Origin of the sequence: Amycolatopsis antarctica (assembly GCF_002262875.1) — a bacterium.
In the GTDB taxonomy this organism is placed as follows: domain Bacteria; phylum Actinomycetota; class Actinomycetes; order Mycobacteriales; family Pseudonocardiaceae; genus Amycolatopsis; species Amycolatopsis antarctica.
In genome coordinates, this window is the sequence record NZ_NKYE01000017.1 from 150,869 (window position 1) to 165,371 (window position 14,503).

Consider the following 14,503-nt stretch of genomic DNA (forward strand, 5'->3'; position numbering starts at 1 on the left):
CGTCCGGGCCCTGCGACGGGGTCCGGTCAGCCCAGCGCGCGGGGGTGTGCCGTCGCGTAGACCTCGCGCAGCGTGTTCACCGTGACCAGTGTGTACACCTGCGTGGTGGTCACCGAGGCGTGCCCGAGGAGCTCCTGGACCACGCGCACGTCCGCTCCCCCCTCGATGAGATGGGTCGCGAACGAGTGCCGCAGGGTGTGCGGGGAGACGGCCGCGGACAGACCCGCCCGCTCGGCGTTGGTCTTGAGCACCTGCCAAGCGCTCTGCCGGGACAGCCGCCCGCCCCGGGCGTTGAGGAACAGCGCCGGGGTGCCCCGGCCGTTGCGGGCCAGGGACGGGCGGGCGCGCACGGTGTAGGCGCGCACGGCCTCGATCGCGGGCCTGCCCACCGGGACGATGCGCTGCTTGCCGCCCTTGCCGTCCAGCAGGACGGTGCGCTCCTCCTCGTCGATGTCGTCGACGTCCAGGCCGACCACCTCGGAGATCCGCGCCCCCGTGGAGTACAGCAGCTCCAGCAGCGCGCTGTCGCGTATCGCCCGTTCGCCCTCGGTTCCTGGCATGGCCAGCAGCCGCAGCACCTCGTCCACCGGCAGCGCCTTGGGCAGCCGTTTCGCCTGGGAAGGCGGATGGATGTCGCGGGCCGGATCGTGCTCGGTGATCCCGTCCGCGTGGGCGAAGCGGTGCAGGCCGCGCACCGCCACCAGCGCGCGGGCGGCCGACGAGGGGGCGAGGGCGCGGTGCCCGTCGTCCCCGGTGCGCAGTGCCACGCCGAACCCGGTGACGTCGGCCGGGGCGATCCCGGTGATGGCGGCGATTCCGCGCCGCGCCAGGTACTCGCGGTAGCGGCGGAGGTCCCGGGCGTACCCGTCCAGCGTGTTGCGTGCCGTGCCGCGTTCGACGGCGAGATGGTCCAGGTACGCGCCGACGACCCGCTCCACGTCCGCACCGCCGGCCTGTGCCACGCGGATCACCCTAGGCCCTGTCCTGCGATTCCATGGTCGCGGTGTTCGCGCCGGGAACCACCGGCAGGGCCCGGGCGCCGGCCCTCGGTTCCGCGGGCGGATGAGCGGCGGGGAGCCGATCGCACGTCCACGGCCCGTCGTCGTTCTGGGATACCGTTGGTACATGGCCGCGGATCCCGACGACTCCCTGCGTATCGGCACGAACGAGCGCGACGAGGCCGCGCGCGCCCTCGGTGAGCACTTCTCCGAGGGCAGGCTGGACGTGGACGAGTACGAACTGCGGGTGGCCGCCGCCATCGCCGCGGCGACGCGGGCGGACATGCGGCCGCTGTTCGACGACCTGCCCGACCCGGCGCCCGCGTTCCTGCGGCCGCCGCCCTCGGCGCAGCCCCCGTTCCCGCCCGCGCCGTACGGCTATCCGAACCAGCCGATGTACCCACCGCCGATGGGACTGGCGGCCATGCCGCCGCTGCCGCAGTCGCACAAGTCCAAGGTCGCCGCCGGCGTCCTGCAGATCCTGCTGCCGTTCGGCGCCGGGCGGTTCTACACCGGGCACGCCGGGATGGCCATCGCACAGCTTCTGGTCGTGCTGTTCACCTTCGGGGTCGGTGCGATCTGGCCGGTGATCGACGGTGTCATCCTGCTGGCCAACGGCGGTGTCGACTCGCTGGGTCGTAAACTCCGCGACTGAGGGCCGTCCGCCGGCACCATCCCGGCACCGGCGGACGCCGGCGTCAGTCCCGGATGCGGGCGGCGAAAGCGGACGGGCGGTCCCGCCACGGCGCGTCGGCAGGACGCGCCTGTACCGCTCCGGAGAGCACCGCGTGCGCGGCGAGCACCCCGCTGACGGTGGCCCCGTTGACCAGTTCCCCCGCCAGTGCCATCTCGACGGCCTCGGCCAGCGGGAAGCGCCGGATCACCAGATCGGCCTCCTCCTCCCCGAGCACCTCTCTGTCCACTTCGGACACCTCGCGGGCGAGGTAGACGCGCACGACCTCATCGGTGAAGCCGGGCGAGGTGGCGACGTCCACGAGCGTGTCCCAGCGAGCGGCGGCCAGGCCGGCCTCCTCCACGAGCTCACGCTGCGCGGCCGCCACCGGGTCCTCGCCGGGATGGTCCACCAGCCCGGCCGGCAGCTCCCACAGCCTCCGGCCGAGCGGGTGCCGGTACTGGTGGATGAGCGTGATGGCGCCCTCGGCGTCCACCGCGGCGACGCCCACCGCACCGAGGTGCTCCGTCACCTCGCGCCGAGCCGTCGTGCCGCCCGGCATCGCCACCTCGTCGACACGCAGCCCGACCACCCGGCCGATGTGGATGTCCTGTGTGGACACCACGGTGAACTCGTGCGTTCCGGGTTCGCTCATCGGGCGGCGGCCTGGACCTCGGGCAGCTCCACCGGCAGACGGTCCGCCGTGCGGTAGGCGACCACGGCGCGAACGAACGCGTCGAACAGCGGGTGCGGCCGCGTCGGACGGCTCTTCAGCTCAGGGTGCGCCTGGGTGCCCACGAAGAACGGGTGGGTGTCCTTCGGCAGCTCGACGAACTCCACCAGCCGGTCGTCCGGCGAGGTGCCGGAGATGACCAGTCCCGCGTCGGTGAGGCGCTTGCGGTAGGCGTTGTTCACCTCGTAGCGATGCCGGTGCCGCTCGGACACCTCACGGGTGCCGTAGGCGAGGGCCACCTGCGAGTTCGGCCGCAGCTTCGCCGGGTAGGCGCCGAGCCGCATGGTGCCGCCCATGTCCCGCTCCCCCGCCACGACGTCGCGCTGGTCGGCCATCGTGGAGATGACGGGATGCTCGGTGGCCTCGTCGAACTCGGACGAACCCGCGCCCTCGATACCGGCCAGGTTGCGGGCGGCGTCGATCACCATGCACTGCAGGCCGAGGCACAGGCCCAGCACCGGAAGCCCACGGGTACGAGCGTGGGCGATGGCGCCGATCTTGCCCTCGATACCGCGGACGCCGAAGCCGCCGGGAACGAGCACACCGTCCACATCGGACAGTGCTGCGGCGGCACCGGCCGGGGTGGTGGCCTCGTCGGAGGCGACCCACTTGATCTCCACCTTGGCGCGGTGCGCGAAACCGCCCGCCCGCAGGGCTTCGGTCACCGACAGGTAGGCGTCCGGCAGGTCGATGTACTTGCCGACGAGCGCCACCCTGACCGTCTCGCCGGGGTTGTGCACCCGGTCGAGCAGGTCGCCCCACACCGTCCAGTCGACGTCGCGGAACGGCAGGCCGAGCCTGCGCACGACGTAGGCGTCGACACCCTCGGTGTGCAGCACCTTCGGGATGTCGTAGATCGACGGGGCGTCCGGGCAGGCGATCACCGCCTCGGTGTCGACGTCGCACATCAGGCCGATCTTGCGCTTGAGGTCGTCCGGCAGGTCCCGATCGGCCCGGCACACCAGCGCGTCCGGCTGGATGCCGATGTTGCGCAGCGCCGCGACCGAGTGCTGGGTCGGCTTCGTCTTGAGCTCGCCCGAGGGAGCCAGGAACGGCACCAGCGAGACGTGCAGGAAGAAGCAGGCGTCCCGGCCCACGTCGTGGCGTACCTGGCGGCAGGCCTCGAGGAAGGGCAGCGACTCGATGTCGCCGACCGTGCCACCGACCTCGGTGATCACCACGTCAGGACGGTGACCGGTGCCGTCCGAGTCGGCGACCGCCATGATCCGGTTCTTGATCTCGTCGGTGATGTGCGGAATGACCTGCACGGTGTCGCCGAGGTACTCGCCCCGGCGCTCCTTGGCGATGACCTCCGAATACACCTGTCCGGTGGTCACGTTCGCCGTGCCGGACAGGTCACGGTCGAGGAATCGTTCGTAGTGGCCGATGTCCAGATCGGTCTCGGCGCCGTCCTCGGTGACGAACACCTCGCCGTGCTGGAACGGGTTCATGGTGCCCGGATCCACGTTCAGGTAGGGATCGAGCTTCTGCATCGTGACCCGGAGCCCACGAGCGGTGAGGAGTTGTCCCAGGCTTGACGCCGTGAGCCCCTTACCCAGAGAGGAGGCGACGCCTCCAGTGACAAAGACATACTTGGTTGACCGCGGCTGAAGTCCCACGGGCTTTCACCTTATCGCACGCTCCCGGACGCGCTCGCCTAACCTCGCCGTCGTGGTTGGATCGACACCATCGGACCGCCGAAAGAGACGAAAGAGGGGCTCGTGCCCGAGGCAACCGCACAGCAGGACACCTGGACGGCGCCGGTCGCGGACGGACCGGTCAACGGCCGGGTCCGGGTTCCCGGCTCGAAGTCGATCACCAATCGCGCGTACGTCCTGGCCGCGCTCGCCGGTTCGCCGACGCTGGTGCGCGATCCCCTGGTCTCCCGCGACACGCGGCTGATGCTCGCCGCGATCGGCGCGCTGGGCGGCGGGCACGCCGAGACCGGTGCCGACGTGCGCGTCACGCCCGTCTCAGCGGGCCGGGGAACCGCCGGGATCGCGCTGGGCAACGCGGGCACGGTCGCCCGCTTCACGCCCGCACTGGCGGCGCTGGGCACCCGGGAGGTGCGGTTCGACGGCGACGAGGCGATCCGGCGGCGACCGCTGGCCCCGCTGCTGGGCGCGCTGACCGGGCTGGGTGCCGACATCGACGACGGCGGACGCGGTGCGCCCCCGTTCACCGTGCGCGGCCGTGGCGGCCTGCGCGGGGGTGCGGTCGAACTCGACTCCTCGGCCTCCAGCCAGTTCCTGTCGGCCCTGCTGCTGGCCGGTCCCGGGTTCGGCGAGGGCGTGACCGTGCGCCTGGTCGGTGGCGCTCCCCCGAGCGAGCCGCACATCGCGATGACGCTGGATCTGCTGCGCCGGTTCGGTGCGGCGCCGGAGCGGGACGGCTCCCGGTTCCACGTGCCGGCGGCGGATCTGGCGCTGGCCGAGTACGTCGTCGAGCCGGATCTGTCCACGGCGGCGCCGTTCGTGGTGGCGGCACTGGCGGCGGGCGGCAGTACCCACGTCGAGGGCTGGCCGGCGGAGACCACCCAGCCGGGTGACTGGCTGCGCAGTCTGGTGACCGAGCTCGGCGGCTCCGCCGAACTCGGACCGGACGGGCTCACCGTCACCGGTACGGGTGAGATTCCGGGCGTCAGCCTCGATCTGCACGAGGTCGGCGAGCTGACGCCGGTCGTGGCTGCGCTGCTGTGCTTCGCGGACGGGCCGTCCGAGATCTCCGGGGTGGCACACCTGCGTGGCCACGAGACCGACCGGCTCGCGGCGCTCGCCGCGGAACTGTCCGCCCTGGGCGCGAACGTCACCGATACCGCCGACGGCCTGCGGATCATTCCCGCGCCGATGCGCGGCGGCACCTTCCACACCTACGACGACCACCGCCTGGTGATGGCGGGCGCCGTGCTGGGGCTGCGGATACCCGGCGTCCTCGTCGAGAACCCGGCGACCGTCGGCAAGACCTTCCCCGGCTTCGTCTCCGCCTGGGACACCCTGGTCACCCGGACGTCCGACTGACCCGCCCGCAGACCGCCCGAGCCGCAATACCTCGACGTCTCGCGGTGGCTAGCTTCCGGCCTGGTTGACGCCGGGGGCCGGCCCCTGGGCATTACCCGCGGTTCCGTAACGGCCGGCGCCGCCCTCGAGCTGCTCGCGCAGTGCCATCACGGCGACCACCCGGCCGGCACTGGTGTCCGTGTTGTCCACAGTGGACAGGATCGACGTCGCGGAGGTGTCCGCGCGGACGACACCGATCGAGCCGGTGCCGTCGGCCGAGCCGGGGCCCCCGGCGAGTACCGTTCCCGCGCCGGAACGGTCGAGCTGCGCGGCGTAACGGCCGATGGTCGCCGCCCGGTCCCCCGCGCCGTCACCCGCCGCCTTGCCGCCGGTGAGCACCAGCGCGAGCTGAGCGGGTTTGACGTCGGCGCTGGGCTTGACGAAACCGCCGTCGGTCAGCCCGCCAAGGGCCGCGGCCAGCTCGTCCGGAGTGGACTGTGGCTGCGCGGAATCCTTGTTCAGCAGCAGGGTCGTGCCCATCAGCGCACCGGCGAGGGTGCCCGGATCGCCGGCGGTGGGGAACTGGGCGCCCGCGGGCTGCAGGCGGGTGACGATCTCGCGCAACTGGTCGGACTTCGACGGGTCCGCGAAGGCCTCGGTGAGCTGGACCTCGCCGGTCACCGTCGCACCCGATTTCGTGATGAGCTCCTTGACCGCGTCGCGGTCCGCGGGCTTGGCGTCCTCGGTGGTGACCAGGACGACGGTGCGCTGGTCGAGCTGACCGGCCACGGCCTTGGGACCGACCGAGCCCGCGAAGGCGTCCGCGTCGGACAGGCGCGCGTTGAGCGCGTTGCGTTCGGCTTCGAGGTCGGCGACCTGCCTGCCGAGGTCGCTCTTCTCGTCGGACAGCCCGGACAGCAGGGATCCGTTGAGCGCCGTCGATCCGAGGACGACGCCGATGGCGAGCGCGAGGAAGGCCGCGGCGATGGAAACGATGTGGTAGCGCAGAGAAATCACGTGAAGAGCCCCTTGACCCAGCTTGTGAACGAGTTCCAGGTGTTCTTGGCCCAGTCCAGGTAGACGTCGCCGACGTCGGACACGAGCAGGGCCGCGATCACGACGACGATGGCGGCGACGACCAGGAAGATGATCGCGCCGACCGACACCCGGCTGCGGTGCAGTGTGGCGACCGCCTTGCCGTCGACCAGTTTGGTGCCGAGCTTCAGCCGGGTGAGGAAGGTGGACGGGTTGGATCCGGAACGACCGTGGTCGAGGAATTCCTGCAGCGTCGCCTGGAATCCGACGGTGACGACCAGGCTCGCCTGATGCGTGTCTGCCAGCAGTAGCGCCAGGTCCTCGGCGTTGCCGGACGCCGGGAAGGTGACCGCGCCGATGCCGAGGTCCTGGATACGCTCGACGCCGGGGGCGTGCCCGTCCGGCTGTGCCGGGACGACGACCTCACCGCCGCCCTTCAGGGTCTCCGCCTGGATGCCGTTCGGGTCGCCGACGATGATGTCCGGCTCGTACCCCTGCGCGCGCAGCGTGTCGGCGCCCGCGTCCACACCCACCAGGACGGGACGGTGCTCGGCGATGTACTTCTTCAGGGCCCGCAGGTCCTCGATGTGCCCCTTGCCCGCCGCGACGACGAGCACGTGCCGGTCCTGGATCGGGATCCGTACGTCCGGCACGCCCACACCGTCGAGGATCAGGGTGCGCTCCCGGCGCAGGAACTCGATGGTGTTGGCCGAGAACGCCTCGAGCTGGGCCGACATTCCGGCCTTCGCCTCGATCATCTGGTCGGCGATGCTCTCCGGTGACTGCGGGGTGCCCTCGGCGAGCTTCTTGTCGCCGGAGTAGACGACGCCGTCGAGCAACCGGAGCCTGCTGCCGTCCTTGACCGCGCGCAGCACCTCGCCACCGACGCCGTCGATCAGCGGGATCCCGGCACCGACCAGGATCTCCGGGCCGAGATTGGGGAAGCGGCCGGAGATCGACGGCGAGGCGTTGACCACCCCGGCGACCTCGGCCTCCACCAGCGCATCGGCCGTGGCCCGATCCAGGTCGAGCTGGTCGAGAACGACGATGTCGCCCGGACTGATCCGCCGCAGGAGCTCCCTGGTCCGCCGATCGACCCTGGCGACGCCGTTCACGCCGGGCAGGGTTTCGGTGTTCCGTGCGAGCAACCCGGTGAGCTTCATGGCACCGATGGTGACAAACGGACACGGCCGGGCGCGGTCGCCACGCCGAAGCGGAGAGTGGTTTATCCGGCCGGGACGGTTACTCCGGGCCGATCATTTCCCGTCTCCGCGGCCCGATTCCGGTGCCTTCTTCGGCGCGCCGGCCTTCTTCTTCCGCTGTGCCGCGCGCCGGTGGTGTTTCCCGTTCTCCGCCGCCTCCTTGTCGGCGACCGCGGCCGAGAGCAGTTCCTCGGCGTGCGCACGCCCGGTGGCGGTGTCGTCCATCCCGGCCAGCATCCGGGACAGTTCGAGCACTCGCTCGGACTGCGCGAGCACGCGTACCCCGCTGCGGGTGATGTGGTCGGAGTCGATCCCCTTGTCCACGACCAGGTGACGGTCGGCGAACGCGGCCACCTGCGGGAGATGGGTCACCACCAGCACCTGGTGGCTGCGGGCGAGCCGGGCGAGCCTGCGGCCGATCTCCACCGCGGCCCGGCCGCCGACTCCGGCGTCCACCTCGTCGAAGACGAGGGTCTGCACGGTGTCGGCGTGTGCGAGGACCACCTCGATGGCGAGCATCACCCGGGAGAGCTCGCCGCCGGAGGCCGCCTTGTGCACCGGCAGCGCGGGGGCACCGGAGTGCGCACGCAGGAGGAGTTCCACCTCGTCGACCCCGTCCGGTCCGGCGTGTGCCTGCTCGCCGCCGATCTCCAGCGTCTGCGGGTCGTCCTTCTCGGCAGCGCGCGTACTGACGATCACGTCGATCCCGGCCTGTCCCATGGCCAGACCGGACATCTCGGCGGTGATCTCCTCGGCGAGTTCGGCCGCGGCCGTCTTCCTGGCCGCCGAGAGCGCGGCCGCGTGGTTGGCAAGTTCGGTACCCAGTTCGTCGCGGCGGCGGGCCAGCTCGGCCAGCGCCTCGTCCGAGGTGTCCATCGTGGACAGTTTCTGCCTGGCGTCCTCGGCCCAGGCAAGCACGCCGTCGACGTCGGCCGCGTACTTGCGGGTCAGCTTCTTCAGATCGGACTGCCGGGCGAGCACCTGCTCCAGCTTCTCCGGATCGGCGTCGAGTCCGTCCAGGTACGCGCCGAGCTCACTGCCCACGTCGGTGAGCAGTACCGCGGCCTCGGCCAGCCGTGGCTCCAGATCGCGCAGCGCGGCGTCCTCCACCGAGGACAGGCGCCTGCGCGCCTCCGCGATGAGGCCGAGCGCGCCCGGCACGTCCGGATCACCGTCGGCGGCACCGGAGACGGCCGACTGGGCCTCCCCCGCCGCCGCCCGCAGCTCGTCCACCGCGGCGAGCCGTTTGATCTGCTCGGTGAGTTCCGCGTCCTCCCCCGGCTTCGGCTCCACCGAGTCGATCTCGGTGAGCCCGTGGCGCAGCATGTCGGCCTGCTGGGCGAGTTCGCGGGACCGGCCGGACCGCTCGGCGAGCTCGGTGGCGATCTCGATCCACTCGGTACGGACGCGGCGGTACTCGGCCAGCGGCGCGCCGACCGTCTCGCCCGCGAACCGGTCGATGACGGCCCGCTGCTCGGCGGGCCGGAGCAGGCGGAGCTGATCGTTCTGGCCGTGCACGGCCAGCAGCTGCTCGGACAGTTCGGAGAGCACCCCCACCGGGACGGACCGGCCGCCCAGGTGCGCGCGGGACCGGCCGTCGGAGCCGACGGACCGCAGCGCGATGACGCTGCCGTCCTCGTCCGGTTCGGCGCCCGCGTCGGTGATGATCCCGGCGACCTGCTCGCCCTCCAGCCCCGCGAACCGGCCCTCGACGAGGGCCTTGCCCGCGCCGACCCGGACCCGCGAGGCCTCGGCTCTGCCGCCGGACAGCAAATGCAATCCGGTGACGACCATTGTTTTGCCCGCGCCTGTCTCCCCGGTGACCACCGTGAATCCCCGGTCAAGTTCGAGCAGGGCGTCCTCGATCACTCCGAGGCCCTGAATACGCATCTCGGCCAGCACGGGTCCAACCGTAGTGCCCCGCACCGACTCCGCACGCCCGATCCCTCCGTATCCGGACCGTTCGCACGGTTCTTTCCCGCGGATGATCGTTCGCACACGTGTTCTACCTGGCGTGACGCTCTCGCCAGCTCTTCACCGGAAGCGCGAACTTGTGCACCAGCCGATCGGTGAACGGCCCGTTCCACAACCGGACAAGCCGGACCGGGACCGTGCCGCAGACCACCTCGACCCGTGCACCACGCGGCAGTTCGATGTGCCGGAGACCGTCGCAGGTCAGCACGGCGGCGGAACCGTCCGGGTCGATCTGCACGGTGATCACCGAGGTACGCGACACCACCAGTGGCCGGGAGAACATGGCGTGCGCGTTGCTCGGCACCACCAGCAGCGCCTCGACGTCCGGCCAGATCACCGGGCCGCCCGCGGAGAACGCGTAGGCGGTGGAGCCGGTCGGGGTCGCGCAGAGCACGCCGTCGCAGCCGAAGGACGACACCGGCCTGCCGTCGACCTCGATCAGCGCGTCCAGGACACGGTCGCGGGTCTTCTTCTCCACGCTCGCCTCGTTGAGCGCCCAGGTGCGCTGCACCGTCCCGCCGTCGACGGTGACCGTCACGTCGACGGTCATTCGTTCCTCGACGTGGTAGCGGCCGTCGACGACGCGCTCCGCGGTGTCGGTCAGTGCGTCGGAGTCCGCCTCGGTCAGGAAACCGACCCGGCCGAGGTTGACGCCCAGCACCGGGACCGCGGCCGGGCGGGCCAGTTCGGCGGCACGCAGCAGGGTGCCGTCGCCGCCGAGGCTGAACACGAGTTCCACGCCCGCCGCCGGGTTGTCCTCGGGCGCGACGACGGTGCACGGCGCGTCGTCCGGCCCGATCAGGTCGCGCACGTCCGGGTCGAGCACCCGCAGCCGCATGCCTGCCCCGGCGAACCGGGACGCGACCTCCCTGGCCGCCGCCCTGGTGGTGTCCCGGTCGGGATGCACGACGAGCAGTACCTCTCGCCGCCCGGGTGTGCCGTCGTTCGTGCTCACTGCGGTCCCTCCCGGACTGCGTCCGAGACCAGCTCGTCCACGTCCCGGTCCATAGTGGACTGATCGGCGTCTTCCTTGCGCAGCCACGCGAAGTACTCCACGTTGCCGGACGGGCCCGGCAGCGGGCTGGCCGCGACACCCCGGGTGCGCAGCCCCGACTTCGCCGCCTCGGCGAGGACGGATCGCACCGCCTCGGCCCGCAGTACGGGATCGCGGACGACGCCGCCGCTGCCGAGCCGGTCCTTGCCGACCTCGAACTGCGGCTTGATCATCGGCACCAGGTCGGCCTCCGGCAGCGCGCAGGCTGCCAGTGCGGGCAGCACCAGGCGCAGCGAGATGAACGACAGGTCGGTGACGACGACCTCGACCGGCCCCCCGAGCTGCTCCGGGGTGAGGCCGCGCGCGTTGGTGCGATCCAGCACCACCACCCGGTCGTCGGTCCGCAACCGCCAGTCCAGCAGGCCACGGCCGACGTCGGCGGCGATCACGGTGCCCGCGCCGTGGCGCAGCAGGACGTCGGTGAACCCGCCGGTGGAGGCGCCCGCGTCGAGGCAGCGCCTGCCCGCCACGGTCAGGCCCTCCGGGCCGAAGGCGGCCAGCGCGCCGAGCAGTTTGTGCGCCCCCCGGGAGGCCCAGCCCGGATCGTCCTCGTCGCGCACCACGATCGCCACGTCCGGGGTGACCCCGGTGGCGGGCTTCGCGGCGACCATGCCGCCAACGCTCACCTTGCCGTCCGCGATGAGAGCGCTGGCGTGCTCCCTGGACCTGGCCAGGCGACGGCGGACGAGTTCCGCGTCCAGTCGCGCCCTGCGGGCCACGGCTACACCCTGTCGATGCTGGAGAGCGCGACGGTCAGCTCGGTGTGCACGGCGTCGAAACGCTCCACGTGCTCGGCGAGCGGGAGGTTGTCGAGGTCACCGAGACCGGCGACCGCCTCGTCGACCCCGGCGCAGGGATCGGTGTCCTGGGGGCGGGCCTGCTCCTCCGGGTCCGCCGGGCGCACGGGGGGCGGCCCTGGCACGGGACGCGGGGCCGGGACGGCGTCGTTCTGCTCCTGCACCCCTCAACGCTAGCTGATCGCCCGTGCTGGGCGCTGCGGGCTCAGCCCAGGCCGAGCCGGTCCAGTGCCGCGGCGGCCGCGTCGCCGGACGGGCGGACCGTCGTCGTCCCGTCCCGCCAGCCGACGGAGCATAGCGCCCGCAGCAGTGCCAGCGGGTCGTCATCGGGGCCGCCGTCCCCGCTGACGGTCAGTGTCCCGCCGGAGGCGGCGACGTCCCAGCCCGGCTGGGGCCCGACCGCCAGCTCCGCGACGGTCGCGCCCAGCGCGCCGAGATCCGCGGCGATGTAGTGAGCCCGTTCGCCGGGGACCGCGGCCAGCACGGACGCGGGAGTCGCCACACCGGTCAGCACGACGAGAGTGTCGTACCCGGCCGCGATGCCTCCGGCGATGTCGGTGTCGAGCCGGTCGCCGACCACCAGGGGGACCCCGGTGTCGGCGGCCGCCGCGTGGAACAGGGGTGGCGCGGGCTTGCCCGCGACCAGTGGCTCGCTGTCGGTGGCAGTCCGCAGCGCGGCGACCATTGACCCGTTGCCCGGCAGCAGGCCACGCTCGGCGGGCAGGGTCGCGTCGACGTTCGCGGCGACCCACAGAGCCCCGGCCCGGACGGCGAGGCACGCCTCGGCCAGGTCCACCCAGCCGGTGTCCGGCGAATGCCCCTGGACCACGGCGGTGACGTCCTCGCCCGCCTCGCGTACCGGTCGCAGGCCCGCGGCGAGCACCTCGTCCTCCAGCGCCCGCGCGCCGACGACGAGCACCGTCGCGCCGGCGGGAAGCCGTTGCGCGAGCAGCCGTCCGGCCGCCTGTGAACTCGTGCGCACCTCGGTCGCCTCGGCGGGCAGTCCCATCCCGGTCAGCGTGCCGGCGACGTCGTCCGGTGATTTCGAGGCGTTGTTGGTGACGTACCGGACGGCCACACCACGTTCGCGCGCGGCCGAGACGGCTTCCACCGCACCCGGGATGGGCCTGCTGCCGTGGTAGACCGTGCCGTCGAGGTCGAGCAGCACGGCACCGTAGCGATCCAGCAGGGCATCACTCATCGGCGATCTCCGCGGCGCGTTCGGGTGCGTCGGTCTCGTCCTCGACGTCCGCGTCGGCGGCGTGCAGGAACCACTGCACAGCCTCCTCGGCCCGGCCGACGGCCGCCAGGTTGTCGGCGTAGGCGTAGAACAGGCGCGCGCTCCACGGTTCGCGGAGCTTGTCGTCCAGATCCTTGCCCTGCAAGGACACCACGGCGGCGTCGAGCTGACCCATGTCCCGCCGCGCACCTGCCGCCACGATCTTCAGCTCGATCTGGATCGCCTTCGGCAGTGCCTCGAGGTTCGCCTCCTTGGTGAGGTCCAGGGCGCGTTCCGGCCTGCCGATGGCGCGCTCGGCGTCGGCGATCACCGCGAGGTGAGTGTCGGTGCGGGTCATCCTGCGCACCGCCCGAAGCTCGGACAGCGCTTCCTGCCAGCGTCCGCTGTGATAGGCGACGAGGCCGAGCGCCTCGCGGACCACCGGTACCCGGGACGCCTTGGCCTTGGCGTATTGCGCGTGCAGCAGCGCCCTGTCCGGGTCGGAGTCGAGCAGGCCACCGGCCGCGATCAGATGCTTCCCGACCGTCTCCGCGAGCGCTTTCGGCAGTGTCCGCAGGTCGCGTCGTGCCTCCTCGTCGAGTTCGGAGAATTCGATGCCCTCGGGCAGTTCCGGCGCTTCGAGCAGTTCCCGTGCCATCGAGTCGTCGTCGATCGGACGGTCGCCGGCGCGGGGCGCACTGTCCCTGCGGGGGGCACTGTCCCTGCGGGGGGCACTGTCCCTGCGGGGGGCACTGTCCCGCCGGGGTGCGGAGTCCCGGCGAGGGGGGCCTGCCCGGCGATCGTCGGAGCGGCCACGGTCATCGTCGCGTGCGGACCGGTCACCCTGGGCGCGGGCAGGGCGGCGATCCTCGCGCTGACGGTCTCCGTCCCGGTCGTCGCGGCGCGGGCCGCGAGGGCCGTCGGTGTTCCGGTCCTTGCGGAAGGCAGGCCGGTCGTCGCGGCGCGGACCTGACGACGTGTTGTCCCGCGCGTTGTCCCGGAAACCACCGCGGCGGTCGTCCGGTCGTCCAGGGCGCTGGTCTGGCCGATGCTCGCCACGTGCCGGAGGCGCGCCACGGTCATCGCGGCGGGGACCACGGGGGGCGTCGCCGTCCTTGCGGAACGGGGGGCGCCCATCCCGTCGCGGGCCGCCACTGTCGCGGGGACCGGACCGACGATCGTCCCGGCCGTGGCCCGGTCGATCGTCGCGGCTGTTGCCCCCCTGAGGGCGGCCTCCCTGCGGACGTCCAGCCTGGGGCCGTCCGGTCCGGGGAGCACCACCGCCGGTGTCGCCGCGGAAACCGCCGCCGCGACGATCCTCGGAGCGGGAACGGTCACCCGATGGCTTGCCGCGATCCCGGTCGCCGGATCGGTACCCACCGTCGCGGGCGGCGGGCTTCTTGTCCCAGCCACCGCCACGGGAACCGCCGCCGGACTGGCCGCCACGGTCATCCCGCCGAGGCGCGCGATCCCGGCGGTCGCCGGTGTTGTGCCTGCCGGCCTGGCCACCCTGCGGGCGGGAGCCACCTTCGCGCGAGTCGTCGCGACGCGGACGATCCGACTCCCGATCATCACTTGAGTTACGCCGATCGAACCCGGACACGTCTCCTCCTACCACCGAAAACTTCATGCAGACGCACAAAGGGCCCGCTAGGGGAGCCAACTGGCAACCCTAACGGGCCCTTTGGAAAGGGTGTTCGGCGGCGTCCTACTCTCCCACACCCCTTCGGGTGCAGTACCATCGGCGCTGGCAGGCTTAGCTTCCGGGTTCGGAATGGGACCGGGCGTTTCCCCGCCGCTATGACCGCCGTAACTCTGTGAA

Annotated in this window: 14 protein-coding genes and 1 rRNA gene; 3 read left to right on the forward strand and 12 right to left on the reverse strand. The window is 72.2% G+C overall.

Translation table 11 applies throughout. The annotated features are described in order from the left end of the window. Window positions 1-26: 26 nt before the first annotated feature. Window positions 27-962: a site-specific tyrosine recombinase XerD gene (gene xerD / locus CFN78_RS23450; protein ID WP_094865065.1), complete on the reverse strand. Its 936-nt coding sequence runs from the start codon at window positions 960-962 to the stop codon at window positions 27-29. A 163-nt stretch (window positions 963-1,125) separates the two neighbouring features. Here xerD and CFN78_RS23455 point away from each other — a divergent pair, with 163 nt between their 5' ends. Then, window positions 1,126-1,653 carry a DUF1707 domain-containing protein gene (locus tag CFN78_RS23455; RefSeq protein WP_094865046.1) on the forward strand — a complete coding sequence of 176 codons (528 nt, stop codon included), beginning with the start codon at window positions 1,126-1,128 and terminating at the stop codon, window positions 1,651-1,653. 43 nt (window positions 1,654-1,696) lie between these two features. On the opposite strand, the gene CFN78_RS23460 is transcribed toward CFN78_RS23455, so the two are convergent. Together CFN78_RS23460 and CFN78_RS23465 are read right to left on the reverse strand one after the other, a co-directional pair. Next, window positions 1,697-2,326 carry an NUDIX domain-containing protein gene (locus CFN78_RS23460; protein WP_094865047.1) on the reverse strand — a complete coding sequence of 210 codons (630 nt, stop codon included), beginning with the start codon at window positions 2,324-2,326 and terminating at the stop codon, window positions 1,697-1,699. Continuing rightward, entirely contained in the window at window positions 2,323-4,023 is a 1,701-nt protein-coding gene (locus tag CFN78_RS23465) for a CTP synthase (RefSeq protein ID WP_094865048.1), read from the reverse strand. Before CFN78_RS23465 ends, CFN78_RS23460 begins: the two co-directional genes overlap by 4 nt. A gap of 102 nt (window positions 4,024-4,125) precedes the next feature. On the opposite strand from CFN78_RS23465, the gene aroA reads away from it, so the two are divergent. Beyond that, entirely contained in the window at window positions 4,126-5,421 is a 1,296-nt protein-coding gene (gene aroA / locus CFN78_RS23470) for a 3-phosphoshikimate 1-carboxyvinyltransferase (RefSeq protein ID WP_094865049.1), read from the forward strand. Window positions 5,422-5,469: 48 nt separating this feature from the next. Here the strand turns inward: aroA and CFN78_RS23475 are convergent, their stop codons facing one another. The 8 genes from CFN78_RS23475 to CFN78_RS23510 form a co-directional block, all read right to left on the reverse strand. After that, a complete protein-coding gene (locus CFN78_RS23475; protein ID WP_094865050.1) occupies window positions 5,470-6,417 on the reverse strand; it encodes a copper transporter in 948 nt (315 codons plus the stop codon). Beyond that, window positions 6,414-7,598 (reverse strand): putative cytokinetic ring protein SteA, encoded by a 1,185-nt coding sequence (gene steA / locus CFN78_RS23480; protein WP_094865051.1) that lies wholly within the window; start codon window positions 7,596-7,598, stop codon window positions 6,414-6,416. The genes CFN78_RS23475 and steA overlap by 4 nt, the downstream gene beginning before the upstream one ends. A gap of 93 nt (window positions 7,599-7,691) precedes the next feature. Continuing rightward, on the reverse strand, window positions 7,692-9,539 hold the full coding sequence (gene recN, locus CFN78_RS23485; protein ID WP_205660627.1) for a DNA repair protein RecN: 1,848 nt from the start codon (window positions 9,537-9,539) through the stop codon (window positions 7,692-7,694). Between the two features lie 103 nt (window positions 9,540-9,642). Further along, window positions 9,643-10,566, reverse strand: coding sequence for an NAD kinase (locus tag CFN78_RS23490; protein WP_094865052.1), 924 nt, complete (start codon window positions 10,564-10,566; stop codon window positions 9,643-9,645). Then, on the reverse strand, window positions 10,563-11,384 hold the full coding sequence (locus CFN78_RS23495) for a TlyA family RNA methyltransferase (protein ID WP_094865053.1): 822 nt from the start codon (window positions 11,382-11,384) through the stop codon (window positions 10,563-10,565). The genes CFN78_RS23490 and CFN78_RS23495 overlap by 4 nt, the downstream gene beginning before the upstream one ends. A 2-nt stretch (window positions 11,385-11,386) precedes the next feature. Next, on the reverse strand, window positions 11,387-11,587 hold the full coding sequence (locus CFN78_RS23500) for a hypothetical protein (RefSeq protein ID WP_420807919.1): 201 nt from the start codon (window positions 11,585-11,587) through the stop codon (window positions 11,387-11,389). A gap of 80 nt (window positions 11,588-11,667) precedes the next feature. Then, a complete protein-coding gene (locus CFN78_RS23505; RefSeq protein ID WP_094865055.1) occupies window positions 11,668-12,663 on the reverse strand; it encodes an HAD-IIA family hydrolase in 996 nt (331 codons plus the stop codon). Further along, window positions 12,656-13,339, reverse strand: coding sequence for a tetratricopeptide repeat protein (locus CFN78_RS23510; protein WP_240519643.1), 684 nt, complete (start codon window positions 13,337-13,339; stop codon window positions 12,656-12,658). Before CFN78_RS23510 ends, CFN78_RS23505 begins: the two co-directional genes overlap by 8 nt. Window positions 13,340-13,870: 531 nt before the next feature. Here CFN78_RS23510 and CFN78_RS29305 point away from each other — a divergent pair. Next, window positions 13,871-14,260: a hypothetical protein gene (locus CFN78_RS29305; protein ID WP_165777676.1), complete on the forward strand. Its 390-nt coding sequence runs from the start codon at window positions 13,871-13,873 to the stop codon at window positions 14,258-14,260. Window positions 14,261-14,376: 116 nt separating this feature from the next. Here CFN78_RS29305 and rrf read toward each other — a convergent pair. Then, a 5S ribosomal RNA gene (gene rrf / locus CFN78_RS23515) occupies window positions 14,377-14,493 on the reverse strand. Between the last annotated feature and the right edge of the window lie 10 nt (window positions 14,494-14,503).